General features: G+C 38.3%; 21 protein-coding genes. 18 read left to right on the top strand and 3 right to left on the bottom strand.

Going from position 1 to position 24,660, the window contains the following annotated elements; translation table 11 throughout:
• The first annotated feature begins 72 nt into the window (after positions 1-72).
• The 10 genes from GQR87_RS15980 to GQR87_RS15935 all read left to right on the top strand — a co-directional run bounded on the left by GQR87_RS15980 (position 73) and on the right by GQR87_RS15935 (position 7,746).
• Positions 73-1,287, top strand: coding sequence for a type II secretion system F family protein (locus GQR87_RS15980; protein ID WP_158971032.1), 1,215 nt, complete (start codon positions 73-75; stop codon positions 1,285-1,287).
• A 131-nt stretch (positions 1,288-1,418) separates the two neighbouring features.
• Positions 1,419-2,312: an A24 family peptidase gene (locus GQR87_RS15975; protein WP_158971030.1), complete on the top strand. Its 894-nt coding sequence runs from the start codon at positions 1,419-1,421 to the stop codon at positions 2,310-2,312.
• 10 nt (positions 2,313-2,322) lie between these two features.
• Positions 2,323-2,928, top strand: coding sequence for a dephospho-CoA kinase (coaE, locus tag GQR87_RS15970; RefSeq protein ID WP_158971028.1), 606 nt, complete (start codon positions 2,323-2,325; stop codon positions 2,926-2,928).
• A 101-nt stretch (positions 2,929-3,029) separates the two neighbouring features.
• Positions 3,030-3,782: a cell division protein ZapD gene (gene zapD, locus GQR87_RS15965; protein ID WP_158971026.1), complete on the top strand. Its 753-nt coding sequence runs from the start codon at positions 3,030-3,032 to the stop codon at positions 3,780-3,782.
• Positions 3,783-3,791: 9 nt separating this feature from the next.
• Positions 3,792-4,022 (top strand): DNA gyrase inhibitor YacG, encoded by a 231-nt coding sequence (yacG, locus tag GQR87_RS15960; protein ID WP_158971024.1) that lies wholly within the window; start codon positions 3,792-3,794, stop codon positions 4,020-4,022.
• Positions 4,023-4,140: 118 nt separating this feature from the next.
• Positions 4,141-4,881 (top strand): glutathione peroxidase, encoded by a 741-nt coding sequence (locus GQR87_RS15955; protein ID WP_158971022.1) that lies wholly within the window; start codon positions 4,141-4,143, stop codon positions 4,879-4,881.
• Positions 4,882-5,021: 140 nt separating this feature from the next.
• A complete protein-coding gene (locus GQR87_RS15950; RefSeq protein ID WP_158971020.1) occupies positions 5,022-6,044 on the top strand; it encodes a carboxylesterase in 1,023 nt (340 codons plus the stop codon).
• Entirely contained in the window at positions 6,041-6,568 is a 528-nt protein-coding gene (locus GQR87_RS15945; protein WP_158971018.1) for a DUF1697 domain-containing protein, read from the top strand. Before GQR87_RS15950 ends, GQR87_RS15945 begins: the two co-directional genes overlap by 4 nt.
• Before the next feature lie 61 nt (positions 6,569-6,629).
• A complete protein-coding gene (locus GQR87_RS15940) occupies positions 6,630-7,022 on the top strand; it encodes a CidA/LrgA family protein (RefSeq protein ID WP_158971016.1) in 393 nt (130 codons plus the stop codon).
• A complete protein-coding gene (locus GQR87_RS15935; protein ID WP_158971014.1) occupies positions 7,015-7,746 on the top strand; it encodes an LrgB family protein in 732 nt (243 codons plus the stop codon). The genes GQR87_RS15940 and GQR87_RS15935 overlap by 8 nt, the downstream gene beginning before the upstream one ends.
• Before the next feature lie 10 nt (positions 7,747-7,756).
• Here GQR87_RS15935 and GQR87_RS15930 read toward each other — a convergent pair whose 3' ends face one another.
• From GQR87_RS15930 to GQR87_RS15920, 3 genes are read right to left on the bottom strand one after another with little or no spacing between them, the layout of a single operon-like run.
• The gene (locus tag GQR87_RS15930; RefSeq protein ID WP_370459641.1) at positions 7,757-8,950 is read right to left on the bottom strand and encodes an AGE family epimerase/isomerase; all 1,194 of its coding nucleotides are present in this window, start codon (positions 8,948-8,950) and stop codon (positions 7,757-7,759) included.
• On the bottom strand, positions 8,947-9,927 hold the full coding sequence (locus GQR87_RS15925) for a carbohydrate kinase (RefSeq protein WP_158971010.1): 981 nt from the start codon (positions 9,925-9,927) through the stop codon (positions 8,947-8,949). The genes GQR87_RS15930 and GQR87_RS15925 overlap by 4 nt, the downstream gene beginning before the upstream one ends.
• Positions 9,928-9,975: 48 nt before the next feature.
• On the bottom strand, positions 9,976-11,265 hold the full coding sequence (locus GQR87_RS15920) for a trehalase family glycosidase (RefSeq protein ID WP_158971008.1): 1,290 nt from the start codon (positions 11,263-11,265) through the stop codon (positions 9,976-9,978).
• Positions 11,266-11,472: 207 nt separating this feature from the next.
• On the opposite strand from GQR87_RS15920, the gene GQR87_RS15915 reads away from it, so the two are divergent.
• The 8 genes from GQR87_RS15915 (at position 11,473) to GQR87_RS15880 (ending at position 24,654) form a co-directional block, all read left to right on the top strand.
• Entirely contained in the window at positions 11,473-13,917 is a 2,445-nt protein-coding gene (locus tag GQR87_RS15915; RefSeq protein ID WP_158971006.1) for a TonB-dependent receptor domain-containing protein, read from the top strand.
• Positions 13,918-14,054: 137 nt separating this feature from the next.
• A complete protein-coding gene (locus GQR87_RS15910; protein WP_158971004.1) occupies positions 14,055-15,629 on the top strand; it encodes a sodium:solute symporter in 1,575 nt (524 codons plus the stop codon).
• Between the two features lie 13 nt (positions 15,630-15,642).
• Entirely contained in the window at positions 15,643-16,893 is a 1,251-nt protein-coding gene (locus tag GQR87_RS15905) for a glycerate kinase (RefSeq protein WP_158971002.1), read from the top strand.
• Between the two features lie 70 nt (positions 16,894-16,963).
• A complete protein-coding gene (locus tag GQR87_RS15900; protein ID WP_158973051.1) occupies positions 16,964-18,121 on the top strand; it encodes an ROK family transcriptional regulator in 1,158 nt (385 codons plus the stop codon).
• Positions 18,122-18,230: 109 nt separating this feature from the next.
• Positions 18,231-19,109 carry an alpha/beta hydrolase gene (locus GQR87_RS15895; RefSeq protein ID WP_158971000.1) on the top strand — a complete coding sequence of 293 codons (879 nt, stop codon included), beginning with the start codon at positions 18,231-18,233 and terminating at the stop codon, positions 19,107-19,109.
• A gap of 167 nt (positions 19,110-19,276) precedes the next feature.
• The gene (locus tag GQR87_RS15890; protein ID WP_233267286.1) at positions 19,277-20,728 is read left to right on the top strand and encodes an FAD-binding protein; all 1,452 of its coding nucleotides are present in this window, start codon (positions 19,277-19,279) and stop codon (positions 20,726-20,728) included.
• A 120-nt stretch (positions 20,729-20,848) separates the two neighbouring features.
• Complete coding sequence (locus GQR87_RS15885; RefSeq protein ID WP_158970998.1) at positions 20,849-21,397, top strand: mechanosensitive ion channel domain-containing protein; 549 nt, start codon at positions 20,849-20,851, stop codon at positions 21,395-21,397.
• Between the two features lie 626 nt (positions 21,398-22,023).
• Complete coding sequence (locus GQR87_RS15880; RefSeq protein WP_233267285.1) at positions 22,024-24,654, top strand: TonB-dependent receptor; 2,631 nt, start codon at positions 22,024-22,026, stop codon at positions 24,652-24,654.
• Positions 24,655-24,660: the final 6 nt, after the last annotated feature.

Here is a 24,660-nt window from a genome sequence, read left to right as displayed (position 1 = left end):
AACTAGTTAATAAATATAAGGCTCGGTATATCCGGGCCTTTTTGATTCTAACTTACGATAGTGTGACATATTATGGCTGCGACTACTCCCACAACCTATACCTACCAAGGCTCCAATAAACGGGGGCAGGCGGTAAAAGGTGAAATTTCTGCTATGTCAGTGCTGGAAGCTAAAAACCAGCTTAGACGGCAGGGGATTTCTGCTAAAAGAGTGAAAAAGTTAGCTAAACCTTTGTTTGGTAAAGGTGGTGAAAAAATTAAACCAGCAGATATTGCTGTGTTATCTCGGCAAATGGCCACTATGTTAAGCGCTGGTGTTACTTTAATTCAAACCATAGATATGATTGCCGGTGGCCATTCTAATGTGAATATGCGTAAGCTATTAGGCGAGATTGGTTCTGAAGTCAAAGCAGGTAATCCACTTTCTACTACTCTTCGTAAACACTCAGATTATTTCGATGATTTATATTGTGACTTAGTCGAAACGGGGGAGCAATCAGGTGCCCTCGAAACTATATATGATCGTATTGCCTTATATAAAGAAAAAGCCGAAGCCCTTAAATCAAAAATTAAAAAAGCCATGTTTTACCCCATAGCGGTCATCGTTGTGGCGTTTATTGTGACCACTATTCTGTTAATTTTTGTGGTTCCTCAATTTGAAGAAATTTTTGCCAGTTTTGGCGCAGAGTTACCAGCCTTTACCCAATTTGTTTTATCTATCTCTCGATTTATGCAGGATTACGGTTTGTTTGTTGGGGCAGGGTTGTTTATCGGAGGCACTTTATTTGCACGAGCCCATAAAAAGTCTATTAAGTTACGGGATTCGGTAGATAAAAAAATATTAAAAATACCGGTTATTGGGGAAATATTAAAAAAAGCATCAGTGGCACGTTTTACTCGTACTTTATCAACAACTTTTGCTGCAGGTGTACCCTTAATTGGCGCGCTAGACTCAGCTGCGGGAGCAGCAGGTAATGCAGTATTTAGAGATGCTATTTTATTTGTGAAAAAAGAAGTAGCAGGTGGAGTGCAAATGAATGTCGCGATGCGCTCTACTGGGACTTTTCCCGAGATGGTGGTGCAAATGATCGCCATAGGAGAAGAAGCTGGAGCAGTAGATGAGATGTTAAGTAAAATTGCCACCATATACGAAGCTGAAGTGGATGACATGGTTGATGGTTTAACCAGTTTGTTAGAACCCATGATTATGGCTGTATTAGGTGTAGTGATTGGTGGTTTGATTGTGGCTATGTATTTACCCATATTTGAAATGGGTAATGTTATTTAAATACGAGATACTCGTGACTTTGTTGTAATTTGCTCGGAGCTAGAGACTCGCAGCTTGCCGTTTAGTGACTCTTCTGGTCTTTTCTGGCAAGCTACACTTCTTTCATTATTGTTTTTTTAATAAGTTGAACTATGTCCGAAATGTTGCAATTAATGGCTGATTCTCCCACCTTTTTTATCGGTTTTGTGTTTGTCTTAAGTCTACTTGTGGGGAGTTTCCTTAACGTCGTGATTTATCGCTTACCTGTGATGATGGAACGAGCATGGCAAAGTGAGTGTGATCAATATTTAGCACAAAAAAATTCAACTCAGCTTGCTGAGCCTACTAGCAATGATCAAGTCTTCAATTTAGTTAAACCTGATTCAACATGTCCTAAGTGCCAACACAAAATTAGAGCATGGGAAAATATTCCTGTGATTAGCTGGTTGTTTTTAAAAGGTAAGTGCAGCCAATGTAAAAATCCAATCTCTATTCGTTATCCTATGGTGGAGTTAGCAACGGGATTATTATCCGCTCTAGCTGCTTGGCATTTTGGTTTTGGTTTAGCTGGATTTGCCGCTGTCTTGGCCACTTGGTTGCTAATAGCGATGACTTTTATTGACTTAGATACTATGTTGTTACCGGATCAATTAACCTTGTCTTTATTATGGATAGGTCTATTAATTAGTATCGAAAGCCCCTTTGTTTCTACTCAAGATGCAATTATTGGTGCCGCTTTGGGTTATCTCTGTTTGTGGAGTATATATTGGGCCTTTAAATTAATAACCGGTAAAGAAGGCATGGGCTACGGGGACTTTAAGTTATTAGCTGCTTTAGGTGCTTGGGTGGGCTGGCAGCATTTAGCTGTGGTGATTTTATTATCTTCTTTTGTGGGGGCTATTATCGGTATAAGTTTATTGTCGTTGCAAGGCAAAGACAAAAGCCAACCGATTCCTTTTGGTCCCTATTTGGCTATAGCGGGTTGGTTAACTTTATTATATGGCGACTGGTTTGTTGATCTCTATTGGCAATGGTTATTACTTTAGGTCATTTAGTATGAGTCGTTTTATTGTTGGAGTAAGTGGTGGTATTGGTAGTGGTAAAACTACTGTTACTGATTTATTCGCCGCAAAAGGAATACAAGTCATAGATGCTGATCTGGTGGCGAGGCAAGTGGTTGAGCCTGGTTCAAAGGCATTGCAACAGATTGTTGATAAATTTGGTGTAACAATTTTAGATGCCGAAAATACTCTAGATCGCGCGAAACTTAGAAATATTATATTTGCAGCTCCTGAGTTGAAAACTTGGTTAAATAATTTGTTACATCCTATTATTCGCCAAACCATGAAAGCTCAAACTGAACAAGCCACATCCATTTATTGTTTATTAAGTGCGCCTCTTTTGGTAGAAAATAATTTGCATACACAAGTTGACCGCGTGTTAATTGTTGATGTGGATGAAGCCCTGCAATTGTCTAGAGCGGTGTTGCGTGACAAAAGTAACGAACAACAAATCAAAGCCATTATGGCAGCACAAGTCAGTCGCAAAAAACGCCTTTCTGTGGCCGATGATGTGATTGATAATAACCTAGGATTAGACGCATTAAGCCCCCAAGTTGAGCGATTGCATCAACAATATTTATTGCTTGCTGAAAAAGCTTAAGTCATTGCCCCTATGATTTAACTAAAAATTCTTTACAATACCTGTATTGATAATCCAAACCGCAGTTTGTGGTTGACCCGTAACACAGAGTAATTGTTTTTATGTCTCAAGCTATTTACGAATTTCCACTCAATGAAAAGGTGCGTACCTACCTTAGACTTGAGCAGTTATTTATGCAGCTAGAGCAAGCCAAACAGGCGACTGAAGACTGGCAGTACATTAATTTTCTAGATTGTTTATTCACCTTGCTCGATCTGTTAGAGCGCATAGACTTGCGCAATGATGTGCTGAAAGATATTGAGTTACATGAAAAAAACTTAGTGATTTGGTCACAACATCCAAATATTGATAACGATGCCCTACAGGCGGCGTTGCAAAAGATATTACGCTTGAGAGAAGCTCTTAAAGGTAATAAAAAAATTGGCTCCGAACTTAAAGAAGACAAATTTTTATCTTCAATTCGTCAACGATTTTCCATACCAGGTGGTACTTGTAGTTTTGATTTACCTAATTTGTATTATTGGCTCAAGCAACCTTTAAATTTTAAACAGCAAACAGTATGTACTTGGTTACAAGAATTGGTACCTGTGCAACAAGCGATGGAAATGACTTTATCTTTTTTACGGGAAAGAGGGCGCTTTACTTCTATTACTGCTGAGAAAGGTTTTCATCAAGGTATCGCTGAAGATAAAAATGAGTTAATCCGCGTGTTAAGTGATACCGATGGTGGTTATTACCCTATGTTGTCGGGTAATAAATATCGTTATGCCATAAGATTTACTCTATTTACCCCCACTGTTGAAGGCAGTACAGGTGTCGAATCAACAGTACAATTTAAATTAGCCAGTTGTTAGAGAGTTTGTATGTTAGTTAACTGCCCAAATTGTAAAAAAGAGGTGGAATGGTGTGAAACTAGCGAACATCGTCCATTTTGTAGTAAAACTTGTCAGCTAATTGATCTTGGTGAATGGGCTGATGAACAAAAATCAATTCCAAGTGGCGCCAATAAAGATCAAGAAATGACTGATTTACCAGACATAGAAGATATTGAAGCTATGCTCAGTGCTCAATCAGAAGACTTTTTCAAAGAATAAAATCTTAATCGTAAAAATCGATTTAAAGAATCTGTTTTAATCGTTTTTGTTTCTGCGAATTTAAGCCTATTCTTTCCTCACTGAAAACAAACAACCAACTAATTGGAGAAAAGAAAATATGTCTAATCCTAATTTTACAGACAAGTCAGGCCAAGCAGTACCACAAGTTACTTTTGCTACTCGTGCCAACGATGAATGGGTAAGTCGTACTACAGATGAATTATTTAAAGGTAAAACTGTTGTAGTATTCTCTTTACCAGGTGCATTTACCCCAACTTGTTCATCTACTCATTTACCAAGATATAACGAACTGGCTAAAACATTTAAAGCAAACGGTGTTGACGACATTATTTGTATGTCTGTAAACGATACCTTTGTTATGAACGCTTGGGCTGAAGATCAAGAATCTGATAACGTGACACTTATTCCTGATGGTAATGGTGAATTCACCGAAGGTATGGGTTTATTAGTTGATAAGTCTGAAATCGGTTTTGGAAAACGTAGCTGGCGTTATTCTATGTTGGTAAAAGATGGTGTGGTAGACAAAATGTTTATCGAACCTGATTTACCAGGCGACCCCTTTGAAGTGTCTGACGCTGATACTATGTTGGCTTATGTTGCACCGGAAGCAAAACCTAGTGAAGCAACCGTTATTTTAACTAAACCAGGTTGCCCATTCTGTGCCAAAGCCAAAGCATTGTTAGCTGATAAAGGTTTTGAGTATGAAGAATTAGTGATGGGTAAAGAAGTATCATTTACTACACTAAAAGCTTTATCTGGTAATGAGTCTTGGCCTCAAGTATTTATCGGTGGCAAGTTGATTGGTGGGTCTGACGACTTAGCCGCTTACTTTGCTTAATTAATTGTTTTTTTAAAGATGGCGCTTCGGCGCCATTTTTTATATCTGTGAATCGGGATGATTTATATTTATAATTATCAAAATAGTTTAGGCTTGGTATTCATAGCCTTTGTTTTACTTTATTTCAATAAGTGTTGAATATGAAAGCCTTACGGATAACTTTTTTTGTTTTAGTTATATTTTCTAATTTTGTTGTCGCGCAATCCATTGAGCCTCAACTAGATAAATTCGATAAAATATATCAACAAGAGTTAGGTTCAACTCAGGGCTGTCAACAACCAGAATTAAACGTTTTTAGAGTTTGTTCGGCTGTGTTACGTAATGACGGTAATGCACCTTTTATTATGCATCACAATAAAGTGACACCTAAAGTGGTGGTGTTATTTCATGGCTTAAGTGACTCTCCTTTTTATCTGAAATCTATTGCCAAAGGCTTGTATAAACAAGGTTACAATGTCGTGGTAGCCTTATTGCCTGGGCATGGTAAAAAAGATGCTAATTTAGATATGCAAGACTATGAATTAGCTAATCGTTGGCGACAACATGTGTCAGATATCATGCAAATGTCTAAACCTCTTGGCCAACAAGTCGTTATAGGCGGCTTTTCCACAGGGGGCGCCTTGGCCACTGAGTATGCATTACAAAACCCAGATTCATTAGGGGCACTATTGTTGTTTTCAGGTGCCTTAGCATTAACTGAAGAGGTAGAATTTCTAACTAAAATTTGGGGTATTCAGTGGTGGTTGAAATTTTATGACGGTAACTATATAAGTAACGGACCGAATCAATTTAAATATCCTCGTGTGGCCAGGTTTGCCGTGGTTGAGTTGATGGAAGTCATTTTATCGACCAGAAAGTTAATAGAAAAAAAGCCATTTAATCTCGCTATTTTTGCTGCTCATTCTACCTATGATTTCACTACTCCAATAAAGGGAATAAAAAATATTTTAGCTAAAAATCAAGGTGTCAGCATTTTATATGGCATAGACAAAAAATTTAATGTCTGCCATGGAAACTTGGTTTTGGATCAGGCTCAGTATCAAGAAGTTAACTATAACTATGGCTCCAACGGCAACAAATTATCTTGTCATGAACCCGCTGCGAACCCTCAACATGCTGATATGTTAAAAAAATTAATAACATTTTTGGCTAACAACGAATGAATACTTGGCTAGTATTGTTCAGAGCCATAAATGTTGGAGGTAATAATATTATCCCAATGCAAGCATTAAAAGAAAGCTTGATTAAAATAGGCTGTAGTCAAATTCAAAGCTACATTCAAAGTGGTAATCTGTTAGTACAACATGCTGAGAATAATCTGCAGGTTTTGTCACAACAAATGGTCGAACAAGTAAAACAGGACTTTAATTGTTCACCAAAAATATTATTGTTAGATCAGCAAACATTTAAACAAGCGGTGCAGAATAACCCTTTTCCAGAAGCTGAATTAAAAACCATTCATTGGTTTTTTTTAAGTGAGCCAACAAAAAATGCTGATTTATCAATTTTACAGGCAGTAAAAAAGGATAGTGAATCTTACCTGTTAACCGATAATGTTTTTTATTTACATGCCCCAGAAGGAATTGGACGTTCTAAACTGGTGACAAAAGTGGAAAAAAGTTTAGGCGTGACCTGTACCGCACGTAATGGCAATACAGTACATAAGCTGTTGTCATGGTTTGAATAAATCGACATTGAGTGGCACTTTGGTCATATTAAAAATATAACAAAATAGATTTCCTCGTAAAATGAATATAAAAAAATTTGTCAAAGGCCTAACAGAATATTGTGTGGTAGCCATAGTGGTTGCCCTATGTTTAATGGCAGGTCGTTTGATACATCAGCCTTTACCTTTATTACCCCCTTCTTTGTATGGCATGTTGTTATTTGCCATTGTATTAACAGTTGGCAATAACACCGGGCTGTTGCCGGAAAAAGTCTTTCACCAGCCTATGGCTGTTATTTTACGCTTTATGTCTTTTGTGTTTATACCTGTATCAGTAGGAGTAATGCAATATGGGGATTTGATCTTGAGCAGCGGTGGAAAAATTTTGCTAGTGGGACTGAGCTGTACTTTTTTTATGATTGCTCTTGTTGGATTTTTGAGTAAAAAATTACTAGCTAGTCGTCACTATGATTGAAATTATTGCTACTTGTGGTGTTTCTTTGCTGATATTTTTAGGCTGTTTTTTTCTGCAGCGCAGGTATCAAAGCCCTTTACTTAACCCTTTATTGTTATCTGTTATTGTGATTATTAGCTTGTTAATGTCCTTAGGGCTAAGTTATCAAGATTATATGCAAGGTGCAGAGTATATAAACTACCTGCTTGAACCAGCAGTAGTACTTTTGGGTTATCCTTTGTATAAGCAACGGTATTTGTTGCAAGCACAATGGCCGAAGATTTTATGCATTTGTTTTTGTGCGTCATTTAGTGTGCTTACTCTTATCCCTTTATTTGCTCAACTTTTAGGTTTAGAACAGTGGTTGATCGGCTCTATGATCGCGATGAATATAACCACTGCAGTTGCTATGTCTACTAGTATTGAACTAGGTGGTACTGCTTCTATATCCGCAGTCATGGTGTTAGTCGCGGGTGTGTCGGGTAGTATATTTGGGGTCTATTGGTTACGTTTATTGGGATTCATAGATTTAAAAATCAATCATCAAGAAATGGACATAAACCATGATGAGCAACAAAAAATCATTGGCATGGCAATTGGTAGTGCATCACATGCGTTAGGGACTGCCAGCTTAGCTAAACCATTCCCTATTGCCGCGGCTTATGCTTCAACTGCTTTGATTTTATGCGCAATTATCACTGCGGTAATTGCGCCTATTTATGTGCCTTTTTTATTGGGGTATTAAATTACTCTTACTACAAAACACTTAATACATCATAACAAGCACCCATAGTGTGGTAATCAGTTTTACCTATTGGGCTTTTGGAATCTTCAAGTTTTTGGTTGTCTCTAGACAGAATTCTAAACCAAGCACCATATTCATGATCAACCATGTGTTGCCAAGCATATTGCCAAGTTTTGTTGTACCACTGCCAATACTTTTCATCACCGGTGGCATCCGCTAACAATGCTGCGCAGGCAAAGGTTTCTGCTTGTACCCAAAAATATTTATCATCATCACAAATAGTTAAATCTGGGGCAAAACCATAATAGAAACCACCATGGGTTTCATCCCAAGCGACAGCTGTGGCGGTATCAAATAAAAATATTGCCTGTTCCACTAGCCATGACGTCGGCCGGTATTGATTGATCATCAGCAATAGCTTAGCCCACTCTGTATGATGACCGGGTTGAAATCCCCAAGGTCTAAATAGGTTTTTCGGATCGTCTAAGTTGTAATCCCAATCTATTTGCCATTCTAGAGTGTAATGTTCCCAAATTTTTCCATCAGCTAATTTGGCCTGACGATTTATCATATTGTCGGCCAACAAGTATGCGCGATCGAGAAACTTACTATCTTGGGTGGCTTTGTAAGCTGCAATAAGTGCTTCGCAGCTATGCATGTTGGCATTCTGGCCACGATATGTGGAAACCACAGAGAAATCGCCGTTAGCTTCGTCTTTGTATAATCCAGCTTCAGCATCCCAAAAATGTTGTTCCATCAATTGCCATGTATCTTGTATATATTCAGCAGCTTCTGAAACACCTGCACGATAAGCCCAGCTGTAAGCCAACAAAACAAAAGCTAAGCCATAACAATGGTTATGGTCGTCTAATACTGTTGACTGTTTGTGTTGCACGTTCAACAACCAATAATAACCGCCAGTCTTGGGATTTAAGTGTTTGCTGCGGATAAAGTCGATTCCCGACTTTACTCGTTCAAGATCTTTTTGTTGATCAAATTGTAAATAGGCTCGTGCATAATTAAACACAAAACGACTTGAGCTGACTAAGTGCCGGGTCTCTTTATCGTATACTTGACCATCGTCTTTGAAGTTTTGATAAAAACCGCCATTGGGATCATCCACATTGGGGGCGTAAAACGCTAAAGTATCTTGAATATGTTTGACTAAAAACTGTTTGCTTTTAAAGTTAGGTGTGTTCATTATTTTTCCTCTTTAAAATAATTTTGTATCGATTGTTTGTCTGGCAAAGAAGGAAATGCACCAGCATGGGCGGCGGCATAGGCTCCACAACGACTGGCAAACTGTAATGCTAAATTTACTTTGTTTGCATCAGCTACCCATTGCTTAAAACTTTGTCGATTATTCAGTACTTCACTGAGTTGATAAATAATGCCACCCACAAAGGCATCGCCAGCAGCGGTAGAATCAACCGGTGTAACTTTGACTGGGGTTAAGTTTTGCTGAGTAAAATGACTATACCAAGTTAAGGTTTTTGGACCGTCTGTGACTATCACCAGTTGGCAGCCGGTAGCCAATATATTGTCGATAGTTGTTTTATGATCTTCACCATTGGCAATAAAGTCCAATTCTTCAATCGCGACTTTTATCACATCAGCCTGGGGAATAAACTGTTTGATCCTTTGTCTTGGATCGACGTTTTCGGCCCATAAATTGGTCCGTAAATTTACATCAAAACTAATCAGCCAGTTATTTTCTCGCGCCATTGAAATACCAGTTTGAGTGGTTTTCGCGATATTGTCTTCCGTTAAGCTGTTTGAGCAAAAATGGAATATACCAAAATCGCTAAACCAATCAGCTGAGAAATGCTCTGGGGTGAAACATAAATCAGCTGCAGGTGGACGATAAAACTCAAAGCTTCGGTCTCCTAAATCATCCAAAGAAACAAAGGCTAAACCTGTTTTCGCTTGTTTGGTGAAGAAGGTATAGTCGGTTTTCACACCTTCTTTTTTTAAGGTGTTTAAGATAAACCGACCAAACATATCTTCGCCTAACATGCCGGCAAAGTAGGCATGACCACCCAATTTGGCTAATGCCACACTAACATTTGCCGGCGCGCCGCCAGCGTATTTGGTAAAACTTTCATGCTCGTCAGTTTGACCTTTTATTTTGTTAGATAAAAGGTCAATCAGGGCTTCACCAAAACAGATAACTTTTTGCATATTATTTCCTAAAATATATGACGTATAAAATATTTATCGCCGAATCCGTTACTTTGTTACTGCTGGGTTATCCAGTAACCAGTAAAGTGCAATGGCAGCTGTCCAAGAAAATGCACCACCACCACATCCTGCACCAGAGTCAGCATGAAAGTATTCGTAATAGCCTGTTTTTTCGATTAGATGTTTTGCATCATTTTTTAACATGTCGGCTAATTCAATGTCATCATAATCAGCAAAACCTTCGGCTATCATCCAGTTGATGTGTAACCAAATTGGTCCGCGCCAATATCTTTGAGGTTCGTATTTATCACTCTTCGGATGAGTGGAGGCCATGCTATAGGTAGATGCTGTTGCCCACGATTTAGCCAAAGGTTTAAGTACTGCAGCTTGAGAGGGCGAGACTAACCCTGCATACAAGGTTAATAACCCAGCATTAGTTTTTACTTTACAAAGCGTGTCGGTTAACGCATTACGACTATAAAAATACTGTTCTTCTGCATACCACAAAGTATTAATTGAAGATTCAGTCAATTTTACATTATCGACTAATGTTTGTAGTTCTGGATGTGCATAATTAGCTAGCTTACAGAGCTCAATTAAGTCTTTAGTCGCTTTATGTAAAATCGCGATGATACCTATATCATTCACTTTATAAGGGCAATGCTGATAAATGTAGTTACTATCAAAATTATGATTTTTGAAAAACTCCACTAAATATAAAAACCTATCGTATTCTTCTTTATGTGGGCGCTCTGATGCGTTGATGTGAGTGGTATCACATCTTGTATATTGCCAAGTAACGGGGGGAACTGCGGCTAATGCATCGTCCCAAGCTGGACTGTTATCCATACCTGATTCCCATGGGTGATAACTTACTACTAGGCCAGTTTGTTCAGGATCTCGCTCTCTATACCACCAAAGGTGATACTCAACTAACTTAGGCATAAACTCAGCCATTTTTTGATCAACTAAGGCTCTGTCTTGACAGCTGTCAAACATGATTTTCATCACACTAGCTAAGACAGGTGGTTGAGATATAGATGTGCTTTTTACTTTTTTGTCAGAACCCCATACATCAGGACCAGGGAAGTAGGTATCTGATTCTTTGTGAAAAAGCACGTGAGGGATCATGCCATTGTCCCATTGGCCGCTGAACAGGAGTTCAAGTTCTTGCCATGCTCGAGCTTCATCAAACTTCATCCAACCTAGTGCAGTGATGGCCGAATCCCAATTCCATTGAAAAGGATATAGGCCATGAGTTGGCACGGTATAACCACCTAGATCATTCTTAATAAGTGTTTGTTTTGCTATTTCAATTAAATCTGTTTGATTATTCATATTTCCACCAGTTGTTAAATAATTATTAAAGCCATTTTGGGTGTTGTTGATCTATAAATCAAGTTAAAAGTTAAAATTAAAACCCAAAATGGGTTGATTGGTTTGAATTCATGTGCTTAACTAATAATCAAACTGATGTACACAATCTTTTAACAACTGATTGTTGATTTGTTTTTAATAAACACATACACGTACTGGAGAGATATTATGAAAAAGACCCCAATTGCATGCATTTTGTCATTGGTTTTTACTGCTTCCGCTTATGCTCAAGAAGAAAAGTCTACTGACGAATATATAGAACAGATTGTTGTGACTGGTTCGAGTGTTGCTCGTACAGAAGCAAATACTCCTGCTAAAACAACTTTGATCAGTAAAGAAGAGATAGCAAATACTGGCTTCTCTAGCCAAGCCGATATCTTAATGTCTGTGCCAGGCATTAAAGTAGAAGGTGGCGGCGGTGAAGTGGCAACCAATGCTTTTGTTCGTGGTTTGCCTTCTGGTGGTCAATTTCAATTTACCCCATTAAATTATGACGGCATGCCTGCATTTCAATCAGGTATGACATCTTCAGCCCAAGATGTTTATTTTCGCCCTGATATCGGTATTGAAAGAGTGGAATATGTGGGTGGTGGTGTATCTAACCTATTTGGTCCTGGCTCAGTAGCAGGTATTATTAACTACATTTCACGTACCGGCAGTGATGATCCTGAAAGTACTGTGCAATTAGAAATTGCTGAAGATGGTCGTGTCAGAACTGACTTCTTTAATAGTGGAGCATTATCTAGCGCTGATAACTTATATTACGCAATATCAGGTTTTTATCGTTATGACGATGGCCCTCTAGATACTGGTTTACCTACCAAAGGTTATCAATTAAGAGGTAATATCCGTAAAGAGTTCGATGATGGATTTATCTCTTTCCACGGACAATTAATTAACGATAAAGTACAGTTTTTTCTTCCTTTACCTTTAGATGGCGCCAGTCGTGACAGATTAACAGGGAACGATGGCGAGACAGTTTATGTTGCGCAAACGGTAGCTGCAGCTGAGTTAAGTTACCCCACAGCTAACGGTACATACGAATCACCCATTCGAAATGGTGTGGCTACAGAAGGTGGGTCGTTTGGTATTAATTTTGAGAAAGAATTATCAGATACTTGGATGTTAAGCGGTAAAGCTAAAGCCGCCGATTATGATCACCAGTTTAATTTATTCTTGGACGGCGATGGTTTAAGTTCTGGCAACATTCCTGAAACCCAAGATGAGTACATTACCAATATAGGTAGAATGGAAAACGGTGGTTTGTTAAGTGATTTAGGTACAGCTAATTTTACTTGGTCAGAAACCGGTAATGCGGTACCAAGTGATTATTTGTTGTTTGGTAACCGTGTATTAGACCGTCAACGAGATGGTGACTTTTTTAGTACTGAATTTAACCTTACTGGTTCGTTATCTTCTGGTGATTTTGATCATACAGTGAACATAGGTACTTTCTTTATTCACGCTCAGCAAATGGATTACAACATCATTTCTAGTTATTTAGCTGACTTCAGTGATGGCAAAAATGCGCGTTTAGTTGACCTTTCATTTACCGCTCAAGATGGCAGTATGGTTTATTATTCTAAAAATGGTATTACTGGGCCGGGTACAAGTTACACCAATAAAAACTTAACCAGCAAAAGAACCGCTTTCTATATTACAGACCAAATTGAAAATGATAAGTGGGCTTTCGATTTAGGTATGCGTGTTGAACGTGCTGAAGGTACTTCAAAAGCCGAAGGAAGTGAAACTGTGATGGTTTCTGATGATTCAACGTTAGCTTCTAATCTACAGGTTAATGTTGCTGGGAATGGACGTTTTACATATGGTGAAGTGGCTACCACAGAAACTGCTTTTTCTGCAGCTATGTTGTACAAAATGGACAACGAAGATTTAAACTTTTATGCGAATGCGTCAAAAGGGTATTTCTTCCCACAAATAAGAAGCATAAGATTTAACGACAATGGCGAGCCACAAAGTTACGAAGGTGAAGACATTACACTTGCTGCTTTAGGTTTGAAATTTTTCCCGAAAGATTTGTATGTTGATGCTTCATTATTTATGGCTAACTTAGACAATAGACGTCAAGTCGATTTTACCAACGATGGTACAGGCGGTTTGATTGAAACAATCACAGAACAATCAACCGAAACTGTAGGTGCAGAAATTATTACTCGTTGGAATGTATCTGATGAAGTGGTATTAGAAGGTAATGTTACCTATCAAGATGCAGAGTTTAGTGATGGCCCCAACACAGGCAATGAACCTGCTAGACAACCAGAATTTACTGGAAATGTAGCGGTTTCGTACAATGATGGGTATGTCGATGCTCGTTTAGCTGTGAATTATTATGGTGAAGCTTTTGCTAACGATAGCAACAGCGCGACGTTAGATAGTCATACAGTGGCTGTGTTAAGTTCTGGTTATACATGGGCATTTCAAAATGACCAATCATTAAGATTAGGTCTAAGTGTGTGGAACTTGTTTGATAGTGAAGGGATCACAGAAGGTTCACCTCGTCTAGGTAATAGTCAGGTGTCTGAAGGTGCCTTTTTCACTGGACGCCCGGTTTTACCTAGACGTATCAGCTTAACAGCTAGATATGATTTCTAAACTTAACCAATAGAAGTTAACTACGGGTCACAGGATGTGACTCGTTTTTAAATAAGCATTAAATGATAGATGAGCAATTTAGTGCTTATTTAAGAACCATTCAATATTAATAAAATAACATTAAGTGATTACACGCCATGAATATTTTTGATTACAGCATAGTCGTTATATATCTAGTTTTGTTAGTGGGTATGGGGTTTAGTTTTAGACAACAAAACACTAAAGATGATTATTTTCTTGGGGGGCGTAACTTAGGTTGGAAGGCATTAACCCTTTCCGTTATGGCGACTCAACTTTCAGCTATTAGTTTTGTCTCGGCCCCAGCCTTTGTCGGTTTACGAGAAGGTGGTGGCTTACATTGGTTGTCTTACGAACTGGGTGTGCCTTTGGCCATGCTATTGTTGTTAAGTACAATTTTACCTGTGTTATATCGCTCGGGTTTTGTCAGTATTTATGATTATTTAGAACAAAGATTCGGTCGTTCTACTCGTATATTAATTAGTTTGGTTTTTCAGTTTAGCCGCGCTTTTGCAACAGGCATAATGATTTTTGCTGTGTCACTCATTTTGCAAGGCACTATGGGCATTGAAGCTTGGCAAGCCATAGCGGTAACAGGTGTGATCACTGTGCTGTATTCACTGCAAGGTGGCATGAAAGCAGTGGTTTACGGCGATGCTATTCAAATGATTATTATCGTATTGGGAACGATTGCTTGTATTGGCTTTGGTTTATATCACTTGGGTGGTGTCGACGAATTTATCAGTAAAGTTGATCCCAGTCGATTACAGGCTATTAAACCAGATTCTTTAGGATTTGATGGTGATGGATTTGGTTTGTTACCTATGATATTTGGTGGTTTTGTACTGTATGCTTCTTATTATGGTTGTGATCAAACTCAAGCTCAGCGTGCGTTAGCAGCAAAAAACACTAAAGACCTAAAATATATGATGTTGGCCAATGCCACTGTGCGTTTTCCCATTACATTATTATATTGTTTCTCTGGATTAATAGTGGGTACTTTGGCTATGACAGAGACTAGTTTCATGCAACAAATACCCACAGAAAATCCAGATTGGATGATGCCAATATTCATTTTGAATTATTTACCTCATGGCGTAATTGGTATTTTGGTTGTGGCCATTTTAGCCGCTGCTATGTCATCACTTAGTTCAGCTATCAACTCATTAGCAGCGGTTACCGTTGAAGATTATTGCCGTCTTACTGGCAAGCAGTATTCTCCTGAAGATTATCTTAAAAAGGCTAAATACGTGGGCCTTACTTGGGGGGCAATCACATTAGTCTTGTCTTTCTACGCAGGGGATATCGCGCCAACCGTTATCGAAGCTATTAATAAAGTCGGCTCAGTCTTTTATGGTCCTATTTTAGCTGTGTTTTTGTTAGGGGTTATCAATAAAGGTGTTCAAGCGAAACATATTAATATTGGCCTGATTGCTGGTGTGAGTTTCAATATATTTATCTGGTTAACACAACCTAACATCTTCTGGTTCTGGTGGAACTTTATCGGTTTTGTTAGCACAGCTGCTGTGGCTTACGCTTTAAGTACGTTTTCTAAAGGAGAGGTTAAAATGCAGCCTAAACAATCAATTGAAAAGAATGAATCAATATTAACCAAAAAAGATATCATCATTCTTTTGAGTGCATTCTGCATTATGCTAGTTATTTGTATCTTACTTCCATTACTATTTTTATAAACAGGTGTTAACAGTGAATTCAGAAAAAGCATTTTTATTAGACCTGTATAAACAGGGAGTAACTAGTTGTTTACCTAGTGTCTGTTTACCTGACTATTTTGATGAGGTAGATGTGAGCCAAGGTGTTTGTATTATAGGTGCGGGTAAAGCGGCTGCAGACATGGCTGCTGCGGCCTATAAAAAATATGGCGATGCTTGTTTTGGTAAAGTTGTCACTCGATATGGTTATGGTACTGAATTACCTACAGGTAATATTGAAGTCTTATATGCGGCTCACCCAGTACCCGATGAAAAAAGTTTAGAGGCCGGCCAGGCGTTGTTAGAACTAGCTAAAAATAACCCAGCCAACATTCCGATTATATTTTTGATTTCTGGTGGTGGTTCGGCACTTATGTGTCTGCCTGTAGAAGGTATTTCATTTGCGGATAAATTATCAGTGCATAAATTCTTGTTACGCAGTGGTGCCTCAATTGATGAAATGAATGTGGTACGTAAACAATTATCTCAAGTTAAAGGCGGAGGCTTAGCCTTAGTCGCAAAAAGTGAAGTGTATACCTATGTGATTTCTGATGTGGTAGGGGATGATCCTAGTATTATTGCCTCAGGGCCTACGGTGATCGACCATAGTACTGCTAAACAGGCTTTAGATATTTTAAACAAATATAATTGGCCTTTTAATGCCGCCATCGACAAGGTCTTAAAGTCTGCTGTTGACTTGCCAATTAAACAAAATTTAACAAGTGAATATGCTGTGGTAGCTAATGCTAATACCGCTATTGATAGCGCTATTCAATTAGCACAGCAGCAGGGCTGGCAAACCCAAGTGTTAAATTATGAACAGCAAGGAGAAGCTGCTGATGTAGCGAAGCAACATGCCAAAATTGCTAAATCATTATTAGCTGAAGGAAAACAATTATTATTATTTTCTGGTGGTGAGCTCACAGTTACGGTAAAAGATGCTTGTGGAGAGGGCGGACCTAATCAAGAGTATGCTTTGGCTATGGCGATTGCACTGGAAGGACAAGCAGGCATTAGTGTATTGTCTTGTGATACCGATGGTGTGGATGGCAGTAAAGATGTGGCTGGCGCATTTGTACATGAGGCTAGTTTGAGTAATGCGAAAAAATTAGGTCTAGCTCCTCAAGAATATTTAGATAATCACGACAGTTACCACTTTTTTGAAGCATTGGAAGATTTAATCATCACTGGGCCCACACAAACTAATGTCAATGATTTCAGGGTTATCATGATTCATGGCAATTAAATTTGTCACAATCATAACAATAAATTTAGGAAGTTAAATTAGTATGCTGTCTTCAAACAATAATCGGATTATGCTCTCGTCAGACAGTGATAGTTTATTACGAGCTGGATTTGAATTAGGCAAAGGACAAAAACTGTTTCAAGACGCCGAACGAGAAATTCTTCGGCTAGTCTTTTGGACTGACAATGTTACTCAAAGTCGAATTGTTGACGTAACTGGGATCCCTCAACAAACAGTGTCGCGCAGTGTTAAGTCTCTAATTGAACGTGGCGTGTTACAACAATCAGAACGGACATCTGCAAACGCCAGAGGTAAGCCAGGTTTTGAATTAGAACCTAATCCAAGCTTTGCCTTCACATTAGGCGTGTCAATTTTATTTGACGCTTTGTCTTTAGTTCTGATGGATTTTAAAGGGCAGGTTATTACTTCGCTGTTACAACCTATGTCTAACATGAAAATTCCTCATGTATTAGATAAGTTAGATGAATTAGTAAAACAAGTGACTGACCAACATGATATCTCACAAGATAAAATATTAGGTATGGGAGTGGGAATTTCAGGTTTTTTCAGTTCATCAGATGGAAAAATGAATACCCACCATATGTTAGAAGAATGGGCTGAAGTCGATATTGCGCAAATTATTTCATCTCGCGTTTCTTTGCCTACTTGGGTAGTAAACGATGCTTCTGCTGCCGCCGCAGGTGAGGGCATTGCCGGAGTTGGGCGCACCTATAAAAACTTTGTTTATCTGTTTATTTCTACTGGTTTTGGCGGCGGTTTAATCTCAAACAATGAAATGTTGGTGGGAACCTTTGGTAACGCTGGTGAGTTGGGAGATATGTTGCCACAAAAGCATTATGTGCATCCAAATTTAGAATTACTTAAACGTATTTTGATTAATAATGGCGTAGAAATTGAGTCTATTTATCAGCTGCGCACTAAGTTTGATATGAACTGGCCGGGTATCGATGAATGGATATTTAAAGTGCAAGACTCGTTAGATTTAGTGGCCACTTCATGTTCTGCTTTGTTAGATACTCAAGCCATTGTTATAGGGGGCCATATTCCCACCGCTTTGGCAGAAAAAATCATTCCTAGAATCGAAGTACACGCACAATTTAGACGAGGAGCGCACAGGCCATTACCTGAAATAGTTGCAGCGCAAGTTGATAAAAACCCTGTTGCTGTAGGCGCGGCAAGTTTACCCATTCGAGAGCTCTGCTTATAAGCGAACAATTGCTTTTTTGATTGCGTCGAACTTACTATCTTAAAAGTAATTAGTTTATTATCTATCTTCTAGTTTAATACCTTCCTGTAAAACAACTGTAGGGATTTTTATGTTTATTGCGCAGTTAGCCAGTCGATGGTTTACCTTTATTATATTCGCCATTTTCACAGGTAAAGCTTTTACTGCTGAAAATAAAACGTTGATCGACAGTGATTTAATTGCCATACATAACTCAGGTATAAATTTAGCCAATAAGCAGACACCTAAAGCTGCTGTGTTAATGATCCATGGTTGGGCCAGCCAAATGAACGAAGTAGGAGATATGTACTTACGTTTGGCGCAACAATTGGCCGAACAAGGATATGCTTCTTTACGTATTAATATCCGAGGTGAAAGCGAAAGAGAAAAAACGAATTTTCGTATGGATAGTACGTTTCAATCCCGTGTGGCTGATGCTCAAGTCGGGCTGAATTTCTTACGTCAGCATTACCCCAATATACCCATTGCGGTTGTGGGGTTTAGTTTAGGTGGTGCTACCGCTCTGGCTTTGGCTGGTAACAATCCAGATAAAATTAATAGTTTGGTCTTGTGGTCAAGTGCCGGTGACCCAGCTGAAATTATTCGTTCAATACCCGCTGAGGTAGTACAAGATGTGTTAAATAAAGGTGAGGCTAAATTACAACAATGGGTCGAATTAACTATTACCCGACAGCATTTGTTAGGAATGTTGGGCCATGATGTTTTTAGTCCGCTAGAAAAGTATCATGGTGCTTTATTATCTATTCGCGGTTCAGACGATTATGTTAGCCCCCAAGAGGCGAAAATATTTGCCAGCGCAAATGCTTCACCTGAAGAGTCGTATGTAATTAGCGGAGCGGACCATATTTACCATTCATTAGCGACCGACAGTCCTTATGTGGAAAGAGTTGTTAGGCATACTGTCAGGTGGTTTAACGACACATTAGTACCTATAAAAACCATTGAATGACAATTTATACATAACTCTATGTTTGCTATTTATGGATCTAATTTTTTTATTTTTTATATATAACATGAGCTCGGCTTATCCCGATCTCAGATTAGTTAGTTGATGTTGTGGTTGTTTTTGTTCTCAACAAATCTGAAGCTAATTTTAAAATACTCAAAGGGAATGAAGTGAAAATTAGGATTAGAAAACTACTGAGTGTTTTACTGTTAGCTTTTTTGCTGGTCATAGGTTCACTGTTCGCCTATTTGTTTATTGATCTTGATAAGCCACATTATGCCCCTGATATTCAATCAAATATTATAAATGATATTACTCAGTTAAACCCGATTGAGGTAACCCGCGTTATTGCCCCCACTAAGTTAGCGACCATAGTAAAGGGCATTAAAGATAGCTCTGGGCGTATTTCAATAGGCGGAGGTCGATTTAGCCAAGGTGGGCAAGTAGCAATAGAAAATAGTATTCATTTTGATATGCGGACTTTTAATCGAGTACTTGAGCTGGATATCACAAATAAACAAGTAACAGTGCAAAGTGGTATCACATGGAGAGATCTATTAGCTGTCATTGACCCTCATAACTTGTCGGTAAAAATCATGCAGACCTATGCAAACTTCACTGTTGGTGGTTCATTAAGCGTCAATGTACATGGTCGATATATAGGCGAAGGGCCGATCATTCGCTCAGTTGATTCCATTAAACTAGTACTTGCTGATGGTCGTGTTGTTTTAGCATCTGCCTCACAGAATGCTGCATTATTTTATGCCGCTATTGGTGGTTATGGTGGTATTGGGGTGATTGCTGAAGTCACCTTAAATTTGGCTGACAATATAAAAGTAAAACGTTTTACAGAAACCATGGATGTGAATGCGTATGGGCGTTTTTTCAAAGAGAGCATTAGCAGCGATGAATCTATTATTTTTCACAATGCTGATATCTATCCTCCGAAATTTTCAGAGCTTAGAAGTGTTAGCTGGAAAATGTCAGAGGATGAGTTAACACAAAAGCAAAAATTAATTGCTAAAAATAAGTCCTATAAATGGCAGCCTAAAGTTGCTGAATTTGTCGCAGATTCAGATTTCGGCAAATGGACCAGACAACACATTCTAGAACCCATCCTATATAGTTTTTCTGCGGTACAGTGGCGAAACTATGAAGCAAGTTACGATGTGTACGAATTAGAACCTAAAAGTAGGGTGAAACAGACTTATGCGTTAAGAGAATATTTTGTGCCTATCGATAAGTTTGATAATTTTCTGCTACAAATGACAGATATTTTTAAAAAACATCAAGTAAATGTGATTAATGTATCAGTGCGTCATGCCTTACCGGATAGTGGTTCTTTGTTAGCCTGGGCCAAAACAGAGGTGTTTGCCTTTGTTATATATTACAGGCAAGAAAATAGTACTGAAGCACAAGATAAAGTTGAATTGTGGAGCAGAGAAATAGTGGATGCTGTTATTGAACAAGGTGGTACGTATTATTTACCCTATCAATTACATGCTACAACCGCACAATTTCTAAAAGCTTATCCCAATGCGGATGAGTTTTTTCAAGTGAAAAAGTCAGTTGATCCCGATAATCGTTTTATGAATAAACTTTGGGCACAACATTTTCACTAAATCTTGAGTTGGGCTGTAAAATAATACAAAGTTCGCAGATAAAAAAATTAGTTTTATCGTCAATCGAATTTGGCGTTTATATTTATTCGAATCGTTTATTTCTGGAGTAATCAAAATCTTATGAATCTGTTAATTGCGCTGGCTATAGTGGCAGCCACTTTTATTGCCACTCGTTTGTCTACTTCGGCGATTCATCGTTTTGGCGCGGCTCGTGATGTCAGCCAATTTAGAATGCAGTACATCATCAAAACGGTCAATATGGCATTGGGGGCTTTTTGTTTTATCTTGTTAATCCCATTTATGGGAGTTGAATATTCCCAAGTATCAATCTTTTTATCTTCGGTGTTTGCGGTATTAGGTGTCGCATTATTTGCCCAGTGGTCGATTTTAAGCAATATTACCGCTAGTTTAGTCATCTTTTTTGGTTTCCCCTACCGAGTGGGCGATCATATAAGGATTATGGATAAAGACGATGATATTACTGGCATAATTGTAGATATCGCCTTATTTTATGTATTAATAAGGCGAGGAGATGAACTGATTACGTATCCTAATTCTTTGATATTACAGAAAGGGGTTGTGAAAAATCCAAAACCTAAAATATCAGTGAGTGAAGAAACTAAAATTAATATCCCACCTGAAACTGTCTCTACAAACAAAGAGATATAAGGAAATTTTTAATGCTTAAAATTGGATTGAAATTATTAGTATCTGTTGTTGCTGTTGTAAATTTTACCGCATAAGCTGAATCACAGACACAGAGGAAACGTTATTTAATTAGCTATACCGACAAAATTCCTTTTACTAAGGTCGCGTAATATTGTGCTGCTCAAGGGGCAAAACCTCATTAGGTTCACAACCCAACAATGTGATGAAAAACGGGGAAGATGAAGAGCGCAATAGCGTAGATAGTTGAGACGGCCTTTGGTTTGACATAGGCTGTACCAAACGTATTGCTTTCCCAATTTGTGAAAAGTGAAGTGGGCTAAGTCTTGATTTTCAGTACGAAGGGTTCATGTATATGCACTTTTAGAGCATCTTGAAGGCCTTACTATCCTTCAGTTATATGTTTACTTTAATGGATATCAAAAGTGGGGGTGAAATATATTTCTCCCATTTTTTAAAAAATAGAATTTACAGCGGTAAAAAAGTAGACCCGTATTTAAAAAATATTTAAGCATCTGATTTTATTAGTTATTTCCTGTCAAAAAACTGTCAAAAAAAAGTAATTTCATAGTCATATTTGCTCTTTAGGATACGCGCTTCTTTGCAACCTACCTAATTAGTGGATCATCATGAAAATTCGTAATTTGGCAAGTATTTCTATTCTTGCGTTAGCTGTTAATACTGCATTAGCTCAAGAAATCCCAGTGTCTAACGATATCGAAAGCATCACAGTTAAAGGGCAAAAGTTGTCCCGTATTAAATCTTTAGACATGAAACGTGAGTCGCCTATGCTGATGGATGCGTTATCAGCGGATAACTTGGGGCGTTTACCTGATAAAAATGCTGCTGAATCTTTAAATAGATTGCCTGGTGTGTCTATTTTGATTGAAAAAGGCGAAGGTCGATTTGCTTCTATTCGTGGTATTCGTCCAGATTGGAACCGAGTCACTATAAATGGTTTTGAGACCGCGTCTCCAGAAAAAGATGGCAGTGGTCGCGCCATGCCACTTGATGTTCTTGGAGGAGAACTATTACAAACTGTAGAGGTTTACAAAGCTAAAACTGCAGATATGGACGGGGAAGGCATTGGTGGAACCGTTAACATCACTACTAAAAGACCACTAAATAACGAGGAATTGGCAGTTACGGCTAATCTTAGATACGGGTTTGAAAGTGCTGATCAGGCTAACCCCTATTACGAAGAAGAGAGTCCTTATAATGCAGATATTTCGGCTTCTGGTAAATTAAGTGAAAATATAGGTTGGAACATTGGCTTGTCGACCTCTAGTCGTCAGTATTTAGCGCAAGGTATTTATCAAGATGATTGGGCTGAAGTCAATGGCATCGCATTCCCTGAGCAAAGCAAAAATAATTATTATGTGGTTGGCCGTGAACGTAATACTGCTATAGCTGGTTTAGAGTTTAAAGCGACAGATACAACCAATATTTTAGTCCAAGGTTTTTATAGCAAATTTGAAGAATTCCAACATAGAAACCGTTTTCGTCAAGGTGTTGAGCAAGATGCAGATTTAATCGATAGTGTTGTTGGCGATACGGTTAATGTACTGCAAGGTGGCACTTTTATCCGCGCTGATTTACGCCGCGAAGATATTGATAAAGAAGTCTTAAATTTAAATTTAAGTGCCGAGACAACATTAGATAATTGGCTATTTAGCTATGGTATGAATATTAGCCAAAGTGAACTTGACGAGCCAAACTCTGTTTGGGATTTCCGTCAAGATACCGCGCAAGATCTAGGGCCAGACAGTTTTACGCTTAACAACAATGGTGTAATTGAATTTACAGAAGGGGGCTTACAACATAACTTGCCTGCAAATTTGCGCTTTAATGAAGTGTCTTACCAAAATGATCACGCGGAGCAGGATATATTCTCGGCCAAATTTGATGGAAGCTATTTTTATCAGTTAGCGGGTTACTCAGCGTCACTAAAATTTGGTTTGAAATATTCAAATAATGAAAAAACCTTTGATTTCACCAATAATGAATATGACGTAGTACGTAATAACCTGTCAGGTTTTAATGTTACTGACGGTGGCTTTTCTAACGATGTGAATGGTCAACCAAGAGCCAATGTGTGGTTTGATTTAACGGCTTTAAACTCTCTGTTTAATACATCTCCTGAATTATTCTCAGCTAATGAAAATAACGCTTTGTTTGCTGCTCAATCTGACAGAAAAGTTGAAGAAACCAACACAGCTGTTTATGTAATGAACACTATCGAATTGGATGATTTACAGATTATTGCAGGTCTTCGTTTTGAACAAACAGATGTGACTTCTGTTGCTAATCAGCTTACAGATGCCGGCTTTAATCAAGTTAGTATTTCGGGTGATAACAATGTGTTATTACCTTCACTTATTGCTAATTATCATTTTGCTGACAACTTGATTGGTCGTGCTTCTTACACAACTAATTTAGGTCGTCCAAATTACAGTGATATTAGTGCATCGTCGTCATTTGGTATGGATGCAGAAGGTGATGCCATCCTGAATATTGGTAACCCAGATTTAGAGCCCTATACTGCTGATAATTATGATTTAGCCATTGAATGGTACCCCTTTGAAGACAGTATTGTTTCTGCTGCATGGTTCAATAAAAAGATTGATAACATCATTATTAATGATGAACAAACAGTGGCGGGGGGAGTTTATCAAGGTATCGATTATGATGTGGATGAGCTAATTGTTCGTACCAAACGTAACGCTGATACGGCAGATGTAACTGGCCTTGAATTTAATGTACAACATCAATTTTCTAGTTTACCTAAACCATTTGACGGCTTGGGGGCAACCTATTCTTATACCAGCATCGATGCCGAGTTTTTTGATAGCGAAATAGGCGATTCACGTAAGTTAGAAGATCAGCCAGAAGAAATTCAAAGTTTTACACTTTTCTTTGAAAATACAGCTTTATATCTTGGTTTAACTTACAACTATAATGCTTCGTTCTTGACTGATACTAATGACTTAAGTGATTTGAGTGATGACGCAGACCAAGGTGAATTTGGCCGTTGGGATTTCCGCGCATCGTATAATGTAAATGACAATTTCACAGTCTATTTTGATGCCAATAACATTAATGATGAACCCACTACTGAATTCCAAGGTGGTAACCAAGCTTGGAACACAGAATACGAATACGTAGGTAAAACTTATTACATAGGTTGTTACCTATCAAATGTAATATTTAGTTTTATATTGCTGGAGCCCTTGTTTTACGCAAGGGCTTTTTATTTTTAATAAGGA

This window comes from Paraglaciecola sp. L3A3 (assembly GCF_009796765.1).
Lineage (GTDB): Bacteria > Pseudomonadota > Gammaproteobacteria > Enterobacterales > Alteromonadaceae > Paraglaciecola.
Note: the sequence above shows the minus strand (reverse complement) of the source record. Positions and strands in the feature narration are given on the sequence as shown.